Source organism: Kouleothrix sp. 19917 (assembly GCF_057073505.1).
This window is the reverse complement of the sequence record NZ_CP097100.1, coordinates 437,355-453,384: the sequence shown is the minus strand read 5'-3', so window position 1 is coordinate 453,384 and position 16,030 is coordinate 437,355. Positions and strand designations below refer to the sequence as shown.

Here is a 16,030-nt window from a genome sequence, read left to right as displayed (position 1 = left end):
CGGTCCTCAGCGGCGCCACACCTGTCGGAGCGATTCAGCTTTGTAGGGGGCTCTCCGCCGTATCGCCGCGCGATGGCTCTGGCGAAGGACCACGCAACCACCCCGGCTCGCGGAGATGCTCCTCGTCCAGCCTGCGGAGTCGCGCGGTGAGGATCGTTGCCCGCCCGAGATAGCCGACCAGCCGGGTCGGGTCGTCGCGCGCGACTACCAGCAGGCGTCCTACATCGTTTCGTAGCATGGTCGTGACCGCGTCATCGAGCAGTTCGTCCGGGTAGGTCACCAACAGGCGCGTGCTGCCGGTCTCCAGGACGGTCGCGCTCCCGCCGGGATCGTACCCCAAGGCGCGGACTACATCGCCACGTGTGATGATTCCGGTCAGCCGCCCCGCACTATCGACGATCGGTATCGCCTGGTGGCGCGTGACCGCGGGATCTCCGCGCGCAATACGATCCGAGAGCTCGGCGATCTTCATCGTCGCGGGAATCGCGAGCCGGTCAGTGTCCATTATCTCGCCCACGCGTACCAGCAAGAAGGGGTCTACGCTGTACTCGCGCATGAGGTGATGGCCACGCCGTGCGACTTTCTCGGTCAAGATCGAGCGCCGCATGAGTAGCACCGTGACGGCATGCGCCGCAACGCACCCGGCTAATAACGCCGGCAGCACATTCAGGTCGTGGGTCAATTCGAGCGCGAAAATCATCGCGGTCAGCGGCGAGCGCATGGTCCCGCCCATCATCGCTGCCATACCGATCATGGCCCACAATCCAGGATCGTTGAGCGATAGCCATTGCGCCTCCAGCGCGCCAAGCGCACCGCCCATGATCAGCAACGGCGCGAGCACGCCGCCGGAGGTGCCCGACCCGAGCGCGATCGACCAGATCAGCGCTTTGATGATCAGCAGGCTGAGCAGCAGCCCGCCGAGGGCGTGGCCGCGCAGCAGGTCGTGGATCACACCGTAGCCGACGCCCAGCACGCGCGGGTCGAGCAGCCCGCCGATGCCGACCGCAAGCCCACCCAGGGTGGGCCACCACATCCAGTGAAGTGGCAGCTTCTGAAAGAGATCTTCGAAGCCATAGACCAGCACGGTCAACACGATCGAACCGAGGCCAGCAAGGATGCCGATGGCGAACGAGAGACCGATCGCGCTCGCAGGCAGGGCCGGGTGTGGCGGGACAGGGAAGATCGGCCCGGCGCCCAGCAGCGGAACGCGCACCACACTGGCAATGGCGGCCGCCACGGCGACGGGGATAAACGAGCGCGGCCGCCATTCAAACAGCAGCAGCTCGACGGCAAGCAGGACCGCAGCAACCGGTGAGGCAAAGATCGCGGCCATACCGCCAGCGGCGCCAGCCACCAGCAGCGTCTTGCGCTCCGCTGCGGAGAGATGGAACAGCTGGGCGAAGAGCGAGCCGAACGCACCGCCGGTCATGATGATCGGCCCTTCGGCACCAAATGGCCCTCCCGTACCAATCGAGATGGCCGATGAGAGCGGTTTCAGCACCGCGACCTTGGGCTCCATGCGGCTGCGGCCGATCAGAATGGCCTCAAGCGCCTCGGGAATGCCGTGGCCGCGGATCTTCTCTGACCCATAGCGTGCCATCAGCCCGATGATCAGCCCGCCAACCATCGGGACGACAACAACCCAATAGCCCAGGGCATGGTTGGCCGGCGAACTGTCTGCCAGCGAAAGCCGCTGATAGAATGCCAGGTTGGTGACCAGCGCAATCAGCCGCACCAGGATGGCGGCGATCACCGCGCTGCTGCTGCCGATCACCAACGCCATCAGGGCCAGGATCACGATGCGCGTGTCACGGGTGAAATCTGCTAAGCGATCGGGTCGTTTGACGGTTTCAACATTCACGGGCATGATTTATTCCTGAATACAGGCAGACACTGTCGGAACATGACATTTCCAGGTGTGCCGTGAACCAATCCGAAGCGCCTGGAGCGCGATAAGGAGCGGGTACGCCTCGGACGTATGCCGGAGGTGCGGACTCCGCACTTCGATTATATATCGTATTACGATTGTTTTCAAGGGCGGCTTGGGGATGCTGTTGGGGCGCTCCTTCGCAGGAGCGCGATCTGCATGGCGTTGCGTACAGGACAAAAAGTATGAGCACCCGGTTGAGTAAAGAAGAGTATGAGCACTTAGCCGCTTTTCGCTATGCGCTGCGACAGTTTCTGCGCTTCAGCGAAGAGTCGGCGCGGTCGGTCGGCATCGAGCCACAGCAACATCAGGCGCTGTTGGCGATCAAGGGCTTCCCAGGACGCGATCGAATCACCATCAGTGAGCTGGCTGAACGGCTTCAGATTCGCCACCACAGTGCCGTGGGGCTGGTCGATCGTCTGGTTGCGCAGGGGCTGGTAGGGCGCGAGTCGGCAATGGATGATCGGCGACAGGTGTATGTGCGGCTCACCGCACGTGGTGATACGTTGCTTGAGCAGCTGACCACCGCACATCGGGAGGAGCTGCGGCGGCTGGGACCGCAGTTAAGCGCTATATTAGAGCGTTTGAATGGAGGAACTGGTCCGCTGCGCTCCTCAGCGGGCGAGCCGAGCGGTTGAAGCACGACGGCATCGCGCACCCAATCCGCGGCAGATGTCGCCAGGGGATTACGGCGGGCCAGCTCGGTGACGAGCCGGTCCAGCTCCCGCCCCACGTCGTGCGCGGCTGACCATCATCAGCGCGCAACCACCGCGCCTTCCTCAATCCGCTGCTGCCGGACAGCGAGCACGTCGCCCCTGACCAGAGGACGAATCAGTCCCTATGAACGTCACCAATCAGGCTAGCAGCGTGATAGCGATGAACAGGTGCGAGATCGCCAGCAGAAAATCCAGACCCAGCGCCTTTGCCAGTTGGAAGGTGCTGGCGGTGTAGATCTCCGGTGGGAAGAGCACGCCCCAGTATGCGCTGTTCTTATGAACACCGCGTTCTTCCACAAGGGCGGTGAGCCATTTCACGACCGTTGGCCAAGAGCCCGGTTTTTGTTCGCTTGTTGGCGCGATCATGTTCCTGCTGAACGGTGCTGCCAATCATGGCGTGAGAGATCACCTCGTCGTGCCATTACCACTCTGTCATTGATCTGGCGCAAAGACAGCATGCCCCGATTGGAGGATGCTTATAGCACCCTGATGGGGGATGCGGCGATGTCCGTTCCATCCACTGCGGAGAGGTGCGTGGTGATCCATCCAGTTCTTATCCTGGTCGGCACGCTGACCGGCAACGCGGACTCGGTTGCCCACGAGCTCGCGGCGGCATTCGATCTTGTGGGCTTCACCCCAATCGTGCGGGACATGTATGATGCTGATCTCATAGTCTTTGAGCACTATCAGGACATCGTGATCTGCACATCGACGCACGGCGAGGGCGATCTGCCGGCTGGTGCTAAACCACTCTACGACGCGCTGGAAACAGCAGCACCTGATCTAGGCCCCATCGCGTTCGCCGTCTGCGCGCTGGGCGACCATAACTACGACCCCTTTTTCTGCGCGGCCGGCACAGCCTTCGCGGCGCTGTTCGAGCAGCTCGGCGCGACGCAGGTCATGCCGAACTTCGAGTTCGATGGCGAACCAACCGAACTGGCAGTCGAACACGCCCAGGCCTGGGCGCTGGACGTGGCTGCGTGCTTCCAGGCGGTCGCCGTGGAGGTGGTGTAACAATGCCTCAGCGAGCGCCCGCGATGTGGCCTGGCCTGTGTTGCTGTGGTTGCGGTATCGTCATCATTAGTTACGGCTTCTTCACCATGAGTTATCACTTCTTCCCTCGCGCATTGCACGAACTCACTACACTTATTACCGACGAACTTCGTGACAGGAGCCACGAAGAATGTCATGAGCCGACGGCCCAAGGTATTGTGCGCGGCTCGTTCCAGAACCATATGTATGCGTCACACATCCTGGACGCCAGAATGAGAGACTGAACGATGAAACGCCGAACCCTGATTTTGAGCATCGCGGGACTGCTGGTCGTCGCTGTCATCCTGACCGGGCTGATCTTCCTACCGCTTCGTGCGCAGGACCGTGCCACAGCTGCCTCGCCGCCCGAACCGACCGTTCCGCCGGCCGCCGCCGACGCGGTGGATATTGTCAAGAAACCAATCGATCTGCCACCGCCGATAGCGCGGACAACGCCCGAACGGGTGGTGGTCCACCTGACGACCAAGGAAGTGACCGGCTACCTCGACGACGGCACAACCTACCGCTACTGGACCTTTGGCGGCACCGTCCCGGGCCCGATGATCCGCGCGCGTGTTGGTGACACGGTCGAACTGCACCTCAAGAACGACCCGTCGAGCAGCATGACGCACTCGATCGACCTGCATGCCGTGACCGGGCCGGGCGGTGGCGCGGTCGCGACGATGGTTGCTCCAGGGGAGGAGAAGCAGGTGACCTTCAAGGTGCTCAATCCGGGGGTGTTTGTCTATCACTGCGCGACACCGCACATTCCGACGCATATCGCTAACGGCATGTACGGCATGATTGTGGTCGAGCCGGCGGAGGGCTTGCCCAAGGTGGACCACGAGTTCTATATCATGCAAGGTGAGTTCTATACGAATAAGCCGCACGGCACGCAGGGCAATCTCAGCTACAGCAGCATGCACCTGAGCGACGAGCAACCCTCGTTTGTGGTCTTCAACGGCAAGGCAGCCGGGCTGACCAAGGACCATGCGATGCACGTCCAGGTTGGCGACCGCGTGCGCATCTTCGTCGGCAACGGCGGCCCGAACCTGATCTCCTCGTTGCATCTGATCGGCGAGATCTTCGACACGGTGCATCCAGAAGGTGCAACCGAAGCGGTTCACAACGTGCAAACCACCCTGATCCCGGCCGGCGGCGCGGCGTGGGTGGAGTTCACGGTCCAGGTGCCGGGCACATACACCCTGGTGGATCACGCGCTGAGCCGGGCACTCGATAAGGGGGCCGTGGCACAGATTGTCGTTACCGGGCCGGCCAATCCAGCCGTCTTCGACGTTCCTGCTGGACAGACGATGAGCGACCACTAGCGCGGTGCTACTGCGAGGAGGTGTTCCCGCCGACGCTCGTTTCAGAGGCCGCGTCGGCGGGTGACCACCATCGCATGTTTTGTCCAACCCTCCAGTTATCGCGAACTGACCGATTCATTTTCTGCAGACCAAGAGCCATGGACCCAGGCATGGAGCGCATAACGCTCTTTACCCAGCATCAGCCCCTGCTGTTCGCGATCGCGTATCGTATGCTTGGGAGTGTGATGGATGCCGAGGATATGGTCCAGGAAACGTTTCTCCGCTGGCAGCAGGCCGCTGCCGTAGGGGTGCATTCTCCGAAGGCATATCTCATGACTATTGTCACACGGCTCTGCATTGACCATCTTCGCACTGCCCACGTTCAACGCGAGGCGTATTACGGTCTCTGGCTCCCAGAACCACTCGTCACCGAGCAGCTTCCCAGCCTGACCGATTCCGTTGTGCTGGCTGAGTCGCTCTCGCTCGCGTTCCTCGTGCTGCTCGAAAGGCTCTCCCCAGTGGAGCGCGCCGTGTTTCTGCTCCGTGACGTGTTCGCATACGAATACGCAGACATTGCGTGTATCGTCGACAAAACCGTGACGAATTGTCGCCAGATGGTCCGGCGCGCACGCCACCACCTCGCCGAACAGCGCCCGCGTTTCGCGGTGATGCCCGCGCAGCAGGAGCGGCTGACCGCACAATTCATCCAGACCTGTATGAGTGGAGATATGGATGGGTTGTTGACTCTGCTGGCTGAGAATATCGTGCTCTACTCAGATGGCGGTGGCACGGCGGGGACGGCGCGGCGGCCGATCTATGGGCATGCGAAGGTGCTACGTCTCATAGGCGCTCTATTCCGCAAAGCCCCAGGTCGCCTTATCCTGCAGCCAGGGTTGGTTAACGGCCAGCCTGGCTGTATCGCCTACATCAATGGGCAGCCGCAGGGGGTGCTCACCGCTGTGAGTGTCGATGGCTGTATCCAAACGCTGTATATGATTGTCAACCCGGATAAGTTGCAGCGCGTGCCACGGTTGGCGTGATTGCCAGACCTGCCGTTCCACTCGGCCGCAACTGTATCCAAACGACTCGCCGGGCACTAACTCCCGCTCGTAATACGCACGTCGCTCGAACCGGTGCGCCTGTCGTTCCTGGTGGCTGCCACGTCCGCTCGCACACAGATAGCAATTGTCACAAAAACCTCGGCTGTTCCGTCTCCCCTCTTGCCAGGCAACGTCATGTTGCCCTCCTTGGGCCAGCCATCACAACACCAGGGATTTTGGACGGCATGCGTGGAGCAGTGGGCTGGCATGCTCCCGAGCATACAAGGAGACAATCGGCATGCGCAGGCGGATGCGAAAGAGCGGACTTGGGGTGCTCGTGGTCTTGACACTCGGGGTACTCCTCGCAAGTGGGTACCAGGCGATGGCCAATACACGCGATGGACGCACCTATCCACCACCTGGAAGGCTCATCGATGTTGGGGGCCATTCCCTGCACGTCAACTGTATGGGTGACGGGAGCCCGGCAGTCATCCTGGAAGCCGGCATGAGTGGTTGGTCGACGGATTGGGCTGTGGTCCAGCCGGCCATCGCGCCGCTTACCCGCGTCTGCGCGTATGATCGTGCCGGCTATGGCTGGAGCGAAGAAGGGCCGCTTCCCCGCACCAGCCAACAAGTCGTGACGGAGCTCCACACGCTGCTACAGCATATCGGCGTGCTTGCAAACTATATCCTGGTCGGGCATTCGTTAGGCGGACTAGATGTCCAACTCTATGCTCGTCGGTATCCCCACGAGATCGCTGGCATTGTGCTGGTTGATTCGGTTCATCCGGAGCAAACCTTGCGGATGCGTGCGGATGTGCGGCAGCGCTATGAAGGCAATTTGGCCGGACTGACGCTGCTCGCCAGTCGCGTCGCACCGTTTGGACTGCTGCGATTAGCGAACCAACCGATCACCATCATTGCCGATAAGTTACCAGAGGCGTATCAACCAATGGATCGGGCAATGGGCTTTCAAACCAAAGCGTACCGAGCGCTGGCCGCTGAGATGGCCGCATTTCAAGCGAGTCAGGAGGAGGTGCAACATGCGGGGCCACTGCCGCATGTGCCTGTCGTGGTGTTGAGCTCCACAGAGCTGCGTGAGTTTCCACCTGGCTTTTCTGGTGAGTATATGCAACAGCTCTGGCAAGAATTGCAACAGGATCTCGCTGACCAAATACCGAGTGCCCGGCACATCGTGGTAGCCCAAAGCGGCCACTACATCCACCTCGATCGGCCGGAGGTGGTGATCGCAGCCATTGACGATCTGGTCATGCAGCAACGTAAGGGAGACTGAAACCGACTCCCCAGTCGGCTGCACAACGACCATCCGCCACCTCGCGCATGCCCAACTCGACGCGATGTGAATGTATGTCGGTAACAGGGGCGAAAAAGATGGGCGGTACGGGATTGGCTCGAAGGTGGCCCACCACGTTCAAGCTAACCGGCCTGCACGGCTTTTCGCGTAGGCTCGGTCGAGCGCAAGGTGGTAGTGGCAGGAGTGTTGCGTGGCACGCTGCCATAGGCGCGCGCCTTTCGTGGCGAGCGAGCATAACGCGGAGTCAAGTTGATATTACTGCGTAACTGTTCACTGTTGGGGTAAAGAACATTCGGTCGAAGAGGTTGCGCCTTGGCTCAACAGCTTGACGCATTCCTCAAACGGGTTGCACTTGCGTGCCTGCCAGGTCTCGAACAGACTTGCCAAGCCCAGCCGAGTCTTGGTTCCCTGCTGGCTGCGCGAGCCGCCGCTGATCTTGCGCATGACAACCAGCGGCCGGATGCTGCGTTCGGCCAGATTGTTATCCGCACTCAAGCCATCGATCAGCACAAACTGGAACAACTCTTCCTCGTGCCGCAGCAACCGTTTCGCCAGCGCCTGGCAGGCATGCTTTTTGACCCGCGCATAGGCGAACCCGAGTGCGTGCGCCCGTGCCGTCAGTTGCACGTACTGCTGCTCGCGCTGCTCGCGTATCGGCTGCTCGTGCTCACGCAGCCAGCTTTGGGCATCGTCGTAGAGCGCTCGTACCTGCTGCGCCCACTGCAGTACCCCCGCATCGTCGGCGTGCTGCTGCTTCAGCTCCCGCAGCGCGCGCAGCAGATGAACCCAGCAGCGCTGATGCTTGCCGGCATAGATGTTGTAGCCGCAGTAGAAATCGCTCACCAGGTGGCCCTCAAACTGACCAGCCAGCATGCGTTTCACAACGGCCTGTCCACGTGAGTGGTCGTAGTCGTAGTAGCGCACAGCTTGCTCGCCTGGGGTTGAAAACGCCCAGATGTAGCCGTTCATTCCATCCTCGCGCCACGACGTTTCGTCGCCGTGCAGGATCGGACTGGCACGCGCCTGTGCCTTGAGCGCCTCGAGCTCGGCTTGCAACCTCTGCCGCAACTGATGGAGTAATTCCACGATTTCGCCTGTGCTGAGCAGCAATTGATGAACGCTGTGCAGATACGCCTGGATGCGGCGGATGGGCAAGCGCAGCGTGGTACGCAAGTAGCCGAGCAGGCTGATGATGCGCACGCCGATACGCCCTTGCCCCAGCACCTGACCACTCAGATCGAGCTTGGGGCTGTGCCAGCGCTGGCAGTGCGGACAGAAGCGTTTGATTACCCGATGTTCGACGACCTCGACCGGCTGCGGTTGAGGCAGTTCAATCACCTCACGCGAATAATCGAGGCTATCGCCTTGTAAGCGGTAGAGGCAGTCGGGACAGCGCTCAAGCGCATGCTCGACCGAGCGGGTCGGGGTCATTCGCTTGCGGTTGTGATTGTGCTGAGGTGCTCGCTTCTTGCGCGGCGATTTTGGCGAGGCTGGTTTGGGTCGATTAGGTTTGACGAAGGGTGGTGGCTCGTCGTGGTGCTGTTCCAGTTCGGCAATCCGAGCCAGAGCAGCCGCTAAGGCCTGCTCTAGCTCGCCGACGCGAGCGTGCAAATCGCTATTGACTGCGCGCAGGCGCTCAACTTCGTCTTCAAGCGTCATGCAGCCGAGTATAGCATAAGCTTAGGATAACTGTGAACAGTTACATTACTGCCGCATTTATCGACAATGACAAAATCCGCGGCTGGGCGCGTCAAAAGTTGCTCACGGAAGGCCGCACGCGCTGTTTCGTCTCGTTCACTGGCGCCGAGCGCGCGGCAGCCGGGCGCGACAAGCGCAGGGCGCCCACCGCAAGACTGCGGTGGACGCATGACACGGCAGCGGGTCTTCGCCAGAGCAGTCAACTGGCCGGATCCACCGCCGGGCAGGAGGTCGAGCGATGAAGCGGCGCATGCGCATACAGTTTCCACTGCTGGCCCTTGGGCTGCTCGCGCTGCTGGCCGGATTGTGGGGCGGCCTGCTGCGGATCGGCTGGCCCTGGCCACTTCTGGCCGCACCACTGCCGATGGCGCATGGGCCGCTGATGGTGTCCGGCTTTCTCGGCACCCTGATCAGCCTGGAGCGCGGCGTGGCGCTGGGCAGGCGCTGGGCCTACGGTGCGCCGCTGCTGTGTGGCGCGGGCGCGCTGCTGCTGATCGGCGGAGCGCCGCCATGGGCCAGCGCGCTGCTGATAACGCTCGGCAGCGCGCTGCTGATCGGCGTCTTTGCCGCGATCGTGCGCCGCCAGACGGCTCCGTTTACTGTCACCATGGCGCTTGGCGCGCTCGCGTGGCTGGTAGGCAACCTGCTCTGGCTCGCGGGCTGGCCAGTGTTCCGAGTAGTCATCTGGTGGCTGGGCTTCCTGGTCCTCACCATCGCGGGTGAGCGGCTGGAGCTGAGCCGAGTACGCCAGCTCGCGCGCCGCCACGAGCTGGCGTTCGTCGCCGCCACGGGCCTCCTGGTCGGCGGCATGCTGCTCTCCGTGCGCGCCGATGATCTCGGGATGCGCCTGAGCGGCGCCGGTCTGGCGGCGCTGGCGCGCTGGCTGGCGCGCTACGACCTGGCGCGCCGCACCGTGCGCACGGCTGGCCTGACCCGCTTTATCGCCGTCACTCTGCTGGCAGGCTACGTCTGGCTCGGCATCGGCGGCGCGCTGGCATTGATCATTGGCGGCGTCGCCGGCGGGCCTTTGTACGATGCGATGCTCCACGCCGTCTTCGTCGGCTTTGTGATCAGTATGGTCTTCGCCCACGCCCCGATCATCCTTCCGGCCGTGGTGCAGGTGCCAGTGCCGTTTCATCGGATCTTCTACGCGCATGTCGCGCTACTGCATCTCTCGCTGATCGCGCGGGTGGGCGGCGACTTGGTGGGCAATTTCGCGCTGCGGCGGCTCGGCGGCCTGCTGAATGTAGCGGCGATGCTCCTGTTTCTGGCGCTGACGCTGCGCGCCGTGCGCGCCGCACTCAAGACCCAACCGACAGTGCAACCGCCAGAACAGGTCAAAGAACAAGCGGGAAGGTAAGCGACGCTAATGCTTATGGAATGTCCCCAAATGAGAATGGCTGACGTTTTTCCAGTTGAATGATCTTGCCTGGGCGAGGCTTTGGTTTCAATGGCCGGTACTCTCCCGCACGATGTGCTTTATGGACGGCTGGATCGTAGCACATCGGCTCAGGCGGTGTTTGATCCGCAGGTGTGCTCCGAAGCACCTCTTGGTCATGCTTGAGCAGGGCAAACATAAGCGTAATCATCTGCCCTGCAATCCGGCCCATGACTTTCACTTTCCCTTTGTATCGACGCGTGCGTTCATCGTAGCTACACTTAATCGGCACTAATCGGTCGTAAATCCGTTTCCATTCGCAGTCCAGCTGGATCGCGTTGCCGACGATTAAAAACATCGTCTGCTTGGTGGTCCGGCTTCCCCCGCGGCCAAGCGTGACCTGATCTACGCTGATGCCAGTTTGGACCGTGGTTGGTGCCCAGCCAAAATAGGCCTTGAGCGCGGCGGCACTGCGAAAGTTGTCGATGTGGCCGAGAGCAGCCAGCAGGGTCGCGGCTTGGATCGGTCCGACCGGCGGAATGGAGGTCAGGATCTGCCCCTGACGCGACTGTTCAACGCTGGCCATAATCTCGCGGTCGAGCTCAACCACATGATCCTGCATCAGCTGCAGCTCTTTGATCAGTTGCGCCTGCTCGAGCACGAGCCCGCGTAGGCGTGCCGCATCCTTGGTTCCGATGCTTTGGGCAGCCAGTGCTTGCAGTTCGATCAATTTGGCCCGTGCGGGATAGCGCCCGACCCGAACCTTGCTTAATGCGTCCAGGCTGGCCGTGGCGACTGCGTGCGGCGTTGGAAACTGCTGGCGGAACGCCAACGCCGAGGGCAGATTGGGATCCTTGAAAATTCGAGTGAACTCGGGAAACACTTCATCAGAGATCGCGGTGAGCTTGTTCTTGCGGCGGGTTGTTTCCTGGATCAACTCATAGCGATGGCGCAGTAAAGCCCGCAGCAGGGCTGCCGTTGGAGATGGAGCCACTGCACGGCGAATCAGTTGCAGTTTATCAGCAACTTGAATGCCTTTTTCCAATTGGTTGTAGAGGTGATTAGCTAATCCAAGGGCATCGCGCTTATCCGTCTTCACTGTCCCCTTGGGACGTTCTTGGACATGGATGAGATAGACCGCGATATCGAGTTCGAGCAGATATTGTTCAAGCGCTTTGTGATAGTGCCCTGTTTTTTCAAGTAACACGAAACACTGTTCTACTGGGACATAGGACTGAATACGATCGACGAGCTGGCGGAATCCCTCACGGGAATTCTCAAATTTGAGGACTGGGCAGACCTCGAACTGCTTATGACGATCCATCAAGGTATTCGAGACAAAGCCGGCGACATGCGTGTGCTTGCCGACATCAACACCGATATAGACTGACTCATGCGCAAGGATTGGGATGATCTGCGGGATATCGCGCTTTCGCGCTCGTGATGACATAGTGCCTGGCTTTCATTCACATCTTGGGGCAACGGAAAAGAGAAGGCGCGTCGCTGAATGGAGGTGGAGAGGCAAGCACCGTGGGTGTGTCGCTCCCATTCACATACCAGAAGTGGGTGCCTGGCCTTCAAATGCTTATGAAGGTTCCTGACCACACCCCCCAATTAGCTTCGAGGAGTAGCCTCCAGCCACCAGGTAGGGGTCTTCGGTGCTTTTGTTGGGATAGCTATGCCCAAGATGCCTCTCCGGGAGGAATCATAGCATATATGTTCGAACAATGGCAAATAAGAGCGCGAGAAAAAGGTGCAGCGTGGAGCTGGCGCCTCCCGTGCGGGAAGGATGAGTATCCCACGGCGGTCAAGGCCAAGGCGAGCGCGCGATGGGCCTTAAGCGGAGGCGCTTGTGCGCGCCGATCAGGTTGGCCCCGCGCGACCTTGACTCGCCGTGGAGGGCGGGCACATCCCGCACCGGGAGGGGACGCGGTGACGGGCTGCAGCACACGTCGGGCAGCGATGCGAGGAGCAGTATGCACGTTCAGCGGAAACGGTGGATGGGGACCGTTTCGGCAGCTCCGTCGAGCGAGTACCGCTGATTGATATGCCCAGAGCAGTCTAGGATTCCGTATGTGACACCAGGGGCAACCTGAGATCAGGTAAACCGTCGTTCTGAACCACTTGTGTGCTCAGGACGACGGTGTGTTTTAGGCTGCTGCTTCCCCCCTCGCTCAACAGCCGTTCGTTCATATCAAGAGCACATAGACGATTAGCGAGCTCGCCACCATCCCTGGCCCATAGCGCCGCGGCATGAGCCAACGCCACACATCGCGCCAATTTCACAAGCAAGCATGTGACTTTTGTCACAGCCATGCGGCTGACGGCCTGGTACACTGCTGCTCATCACAGGCCAAGCGAATGCTGTTCCAATCGCCGCAATGCCCAAACGGGTTGCGGCGATCACCGATTTCTTGCGCGAGCGCGGCTTCGCATAAACTACCTTCGATGGTTTGCCGGCGGAAACCTGAAACGGGGCCCGCCGGTGCCATACCCCGCTGGCAGTGAGTCTTGCCGAAGGCGGGGTCGTTTGTTGGGTCGATGAACCGTACAAGGAGGTGTGGATCATGTCTGTTGTGGGGGCGACAACGCTGGAGTATTTGGATGACAACGTCGTGGACTTTGTCGACGGGCGGCATCAGCTGCTGATCGACGGTCAATGGGTTGATGCTGTCTCTGGTCAGACCTTCCCTATCTACGACCCGGCCACTGACCAAATCATCGCGCATGTGGCCGAAGGCGGCAAAGAGGACATCGATCGCGCGGTCGCCGCTGCCCGCAGGGCCTTCGACAAGGGGTCGTGGCGCAGGATGACCCCGTCCGAGCGCGGACGCCTGATCTGGAAACTCGCTGATCTGCTCGAAGCCAACCTGGAAACGTTCGCCCAGCTTGAGTCGCTCGACAACGGCAAGCCGCTGACGGTCGCGCGCGCCGCCGATCTGCCGCTGGCGGTTGACATGTTTCGGTATATGGCCGGTTGGGCGACGAAAATCGAGGGCAATACGATCCCGATCTCGACCCCAAATGTCCCGAACCCGACCTTCTTTGCATACACGCACCACGAGCCGGTCGGCGTCGTCGGGCAGATCATCCCGTGGAACTTCCCGCTGCTGATGGCGGCGTGGAAGCTGGCTCCCGCCCTCGCGGCGGGCTGCACCGTCGTACTCAAGCCGGCTGAGCAAACACCGCTCTCGGCGCTGCGGCTCGGGCAGCTCTTCCAGGAGGCCGGATTCCCGGACGGGGTGGTGAACATCGTGACGGGTTTCGGCGAGACAACTGGCGCGCCGCTGGCCGCGCACCCAGATGTCGACAAGATTGCGTTCACTGGCTCGACCGAGGTTGGGCGCCTGATCGTCCAGGCGGCGACGGGGAATCTCAAGAAGGTCTCGTTGGAATTGGGCGGGAAGTCGCCGAATATTGTCTTCGCCGATGCCGATCTTGAGGCCGCGATCACGGGATCGGCCATGGCGATCTTCTTCAACCACGGCCAGTGCTGTGTCGCCGGATCACGGCTCTACATCCAGAAGAAACTCTTTGACAACGTGGTAGCGGGCGTTTCCGATATCGCCAGGGGCATCAAGCTTGGCCCTGGCGCCGACCCGGCCACTGAGATGGGGCCGTTGGTCTCGCGCGAGCAGCTCGACCGGGTTCGCGGCTACACTGAGCTTGGGATCGAGCATGGCGCACGCGCAACGGCCGGCGCGCGGCGCTATGGCGATCGCGGATACTTCTTCGAGCCGACGGTGCTGGTGGACACAACCGCGGACATGAAGGTCGTGCAGGAAGAGATCTTCGGCCCGGTCGTTACCGCGATGCCATTCAATGATCTGGATGATCTGGTCGCCCGCGCCAACGACACGATCTACGGGCTAGGCGCCGGTATCTGGACGAAGGATATCAGCAAGGCGCACCGGGTCGCCTCCGCCATACGCGCGGGAACGGTCTGGATCAACTGCTACAATGTGTTCGATGCGGCGCTGCCGTTCGGCGGGTACAAGCAGTCGGGATGGGGGCGCGAGATGGGTCACCACGCCCTGGAGCTCTACACCCAGGTCAAAGCCGTGTGTGTCGGGCTCTGAGTCAGCGCCGGCCTGAGTCGTCGCGGCGTGACGCGATGGCGCGCGTCACGCCGCCCTGCTTCAATCCCGAGTGTGCGATCAGAATATGCAAGAATGTTTCATTCTTGCATTGGTGAGGTGAGTGCATAGCAGCTCCCAGTATTGGAGCACCTTTGTCACGCATACGGGCGGCAAGTGCTACAAACAGCCTGGACGGAAGGCTGAGATGTGTTTAGCACTACTACCGTACTTGGCTTTCTAGAGCCACAGAGATCACAGAGTCACAGAGGTGTTCTGTCCATTTCTTAATCTCTGTGGCCTCTATGGCAAGCTAACTGCGGTTGTAGTATTAGGCACGGGTATCGTTGACGACAGGAGCACAACCATGAGCTACCGCTACGTCGTCCTGGGGGCCGGCCGGCAGGGCACCGCGGCGGCCTACGACCTGGCGCGCTTTGGCGCAGCCAGGGCGATCGTCCTGGCCGATGCGCGCCTCGATGCGGCGCAGCTGGCGGCAGCGCGCGTCAACCAGCTCGCCAACCGGGATATCGCCGTCGCCCACCAGCTGAATGTGACCGACAGTGCCGCGTTGTGCGCCCTCGTCAGCGGCGCAGATGTGGTCTTGTCCGCCGTGCCCTATTACTACAATCTCGACCTGACGCGCGCCTGCATCGCCGCGGGTGTGAGCTGGTGTGACATGGGCGGGAACACCGCGGTGGTGTTCGCCCAGCTCGCGCTGGACGCCGACGCACGACTGGCGGGGGTCAGCGTGGTGCCCGACTGTGGAATGGGGCCCGGCCTGATCAACACCATGGGGGTCTACGCCATGGAATTGCTCGACCAACCGCGTGAGGTCTACCTCTACGACGGCGGGCTACCGCAGAATCCATCCCCGCCCTGGAACTATCAGCTGACCTTCCACATCAACGGGCTGACCAACGAGTACGACGGCCGGGCCACCTTCATCCGCGACGGCGCCATCGTGGAGGTGGACACCTTCACCGAGCTTGAAGAGCTGGATTTCCAGGCGCTGGGCAAACTGGAAGCCTTCGTGATCTCGGGCAGTCTGTCGACCACGCCCTGGAGCCACCTGGGCCGCCTGCAGCGCTACGAGACCAAAGTGCTGCGCTACCCCGGCCACTACGCCTGGTTCAAGGCGTTTCGGACGCTCGGCTTGTTCGCCGAAGACCCGATCGAGGTGGCGGGCCAGCAGGTGATCCCGCGCGCGCTCTATCATGCGCTGCTCGAACCGCGACTGAGGGCGGCAGAGATCAAGGATGTCTGCGTGTTGCGCGCCATCGGCGTCGGCGAGAAAGACGGCCGTGCAACGCGTGTGACCGTCGACCTGATCGACCACTACGATGAAGCGACCGGCTTCACGGCCATGGAACGGCTGACCGGCGGGCACTGCGCGATCATGATGGGCTTGCAGGCGCGCGGCGTGATCGCTCCGGGCTGCCACCGCATGGAGGCGGCGGTGGCGGCAGGCCAGGTGATGGAGGAAGTGCGCCAGCGCGGCATCGCATGGACGGTGCGCGTTGAGGATGGGCAATAGCGTA

13 protein-coding genes are annotated in these 16,030 nt (G+C 61.5%); 9 read left to right on the top strand and 4 right to left on the bottom strand.

The genetic code is table 11. The features are described 5' to 3' along the window. Window positions 1–34: 34 nt before the first annotated feature. Complete coding sequence (locus M1P90_RS37075) at window positions 35–1,867, bottom strand: chloride channel protein (protein ID WP_483704983.1); 1,833 nt, start codon at window positions 1,865–1,867, stop codon at window positions 35–37. Between the two features lie 245 nt (window positions 1,868–2,112). On the opposite strand from M1P90_RS37075, the gene M1P90_RS37070 reads away from it, so the two are divergent. Beyond that, entirely contained in the window at window positions 2,113–2,565 is a 453-nt protein-coding gene (locus tag M1P90_RS37070) for a MarR family winged helix-turn-helix transcriptional regulator (protein ID WP_483704981.1), read from the top strand. A 216-nt stretch (window positions 2,566–2,781) separates the two neighbouring features. Here the strand turns inward: M1P90_RS37070 and M1P90_RS37065 are convergent, their stop codons facing one another. Continuing rightward, window positions 2,782–3,009 (bottom strand): hypothetical protein, encoded by a 228-nt coding sequence (locus M1P90_RS37065; RefSeq protein ID WP_483704979.1) that lies wholly within the window; start codon window positions 3,007–3,009, stop codon window positions 2,782–2,784. A 168-nt stretch (window positions 3,010–3,177) separates the two neighbouring features. Between M1P90_RS37065 and M1P90_RS37060 the strand changes: the two genes are divergently transcribed. The 4 genes from M1P90_RS37060 to M1P90_RS37045 all read left to right on the top strand — a co-directional run bounded on the left by M1P90_RS37060 (window position 3,178) and on the right by M1P90_RS37045 (window position 7,316). Further along, window positions 3,178–3,657, top strand: a complete 480-nt coding sequence (locus M1P90_RS37060) for a flavodoxin domain-containing protein (protein WP_483704977.1) — start codon at window positions 3,178–3,180, stop codon at window positions 3,655–3,657. A 266-nt stretch (window positions 3,658–3,923) separates the two neighbouring features. Next, on the top strand, window positions 3,924–5,003 hold the full coding sequence (gene nirK / locus M1P90_RS37055) for a copper-containing nitrite reductase (protein ID WP_483704975.1): 1,080 nt from the start codon (window positions 3,924–3,926) through the stop codon (window positions 5,001–5,003). A gap of 149 nt (window positions 5,004–5,152) precedes the next feature. Beyond that, window positions 5,153–6,022, top strand: a complete 870-nt coding sequence (locus M1P90_RS37050) for an RNA polymerase sigma-70 factor (RefSeq protein WP_483704973.1) — start codon at window positions 5,153–5,155, stop codon at window positions 6,020–6,022. A 298-nt stretch (window positions 6,023–6,320) separates the two neighbouring features. Beyond that, entirely contained in the window at window positions 6,321–7,316 is a 996-nt protein-coding gene (locus tag M1P90_RS37045) for an alpha/beta fold hydrolase (RefSeq protein ID WP_483704971.1), read from the top strand. Between the two features lie 291 nt (window positions 7,317–7,607). On the opposite strand, the gene tnpC is transcribed toward M1P90_RS37045, so the two are convergent. Beyond that, window positions 7,608–8,996, bottom strand: coding sequence for an IS66 family transposase (gene tnpC, locus M1P90_RS37040; protein ID WP_409569855.1), 1,389 nt, complete (start codon window positions 8,994–8,996; stop codon window positions 7,608–7,610). A gap of 32 nt (window positions 8,997–9,028) precedes the next feature. Between tnpC and M1P90_RS37035 the strand changes: the two genes are divergently transcribed. Together M1P90_RS37035 and M1P90_RS37030 are read left to right on the top strand one after the other, a co-directional pair. Next, window positions 9,029–9,277, top strand: coding sequence for a hypothetical protein (locus M1P90_RS37035; protein ID WP_483704969.1), 249 nt, complete (start codon window positions 9,029–9,031; stop codon window positions 9,275–9,277). Window positions 9,278–9,285: 8 nt separating this feature from the next. Beyond that, window positions 9,286–10,395 (top strand): hypothetical protein, encoded by a 1,110-nt coding sequence (locus M1P90_RS37030; protein ID WP_483704967.1) that lies wholly within the window; start codon window positions 9,286–9,288, stop codon window positions 10,393–10,395. A 13-nt stretch (window positions 10,396–10,408) separates the two neighbouring features. Here M1P90_RS37030 and M1P90_RS37025 read toward each other — a convergent pair whose 3' ends face one another. After that, the gene (locus tag M1P90_RS37025; protein WP_483704965.1) at window positions 10,409–11,863 is read right to left on the bottom strand and encodes an IS110 family RNA-guided transposase; all 1,455 of its coding nucleotides are present in this window, start codon (window positions 11,861–11,863) and stop codon (window positions 10,409–10,411) included. A gap of 1,117 nt (window positions 11,864–12,980) precedes the next feature. Here M1P90_RS37025 and M1P90_RS37020 point away from each other — a divergent pair. Together M1P90_RS37020 and M1P90_RS37015 are read left to right on the top strand one after the other, a co-directional pair. Beyond that, window positions 12,981–14,492, top strand: coding sequence for an aldehyde dehydrogenase family protein (locus tag M1P90_RS37020; protein WP_483704963.1), 1,512 nt, complete (start codon window positions 12,981–12,983; stop codon window positions 14,490–14,492). 364 nt (window positions 14,493–14,856) lie between these two features. After that, a complete protein-coding gene (locus M1P90_RS37015; protein ID WP_483704961.1) occupies window positions 14,857–16,026 on the top strand; it encodes a saccharopine dehydrogenase family protein in 1,170 nt (389 codons plus the stop codon). Window positions 16,027–16,030 lie beyond the last annotated feature (4 nt).

What these genes read in the sequence shown, in the direction of transcription:
- M1P90_RS37075 (WP_483704983.1), bottom strand. Translation starts at nt 1,867, where the DNA reads ATGCCCGTGAATGTTGAAACCGTCAAACGACCCGATCGCTTAGCAGAT.
- M1P90_RS37070 (WP_483704981.1), top strand. Translation starts at nt 2,113, where the DNA reads ATGAGCACCCGGTTGAGTAAAGAAGAGTATGAGCACTTAGCCGCTTTT.
- M1P90_RS37065 (WP_483704979.1), bottom strand. Translation starts at nt 3,009, where the DNA reads ATGATCGCGCCAACAAGCGAACAAAAACCGGGCTCTTGGCCAACGGTC.
- nirK (WP_483704975.1), top strand. Translation starts at nt 3,924, where the DNA reads ATGAAACGCCGAACCCTGATTTTGAGCATCGCGGGACTGCTGGTCGTC.
- M1P90_RS37050 (WP_483704973.1), top strand. Translation starts at nt 5,153, where the DNA reads ATGGAGCGCATAACGCTCTTTACCCAGCATCAGCCCCTGCTGTTCGCG.
- M1P90_RS37045 (WP_483704971.1), top strand. Translation starts at nt 6,321, where the DNA reads ATGCGCAGGCGGATGCGAAAGAGCGGACTTGGGGTGCTCGTGGTCTTG.
- tnpC (WP_409569855.1), bottom strand. Translation starts at nt 8,996, where the DNA reads ATGACGCTTGAAGACGAAGTTGAGCGCCTGCGCGCAGTCAATAGCGAT.
- M1P90_RS37030 (WP_483704967.1), top strand. Translation starts at nt 9,286, where the DNA reads ATGCGCATACAGTTTCCACTGCTGGCCCTTGGGCTGCTCGCGCTGCTG.
- M1P90_RS37025 (WP_483704965.1), bottom strand. Translation starts at nt 11,863, where the DNA reads ATGTCATCACGAGCGCGAAAGCGCGATATCCCGCAGATCATCCCAATC.
- M1P90_RS37020 (WP_483704963.1), top strand. Translation starts at nt 12,981, where the DNA reads ATGTCTGTTGTGGGGGCGACAACGCTGGAGTATTTGGATGACAACGTC.
- M1P90_RS37015 (WP_483704961.1), top strand. Translation starts at nt 14,857, where the DNA reads ATGAGCTACCGCTACGTCGTCCTGGGGGCCGGCCGGCAGGGCACCGCG.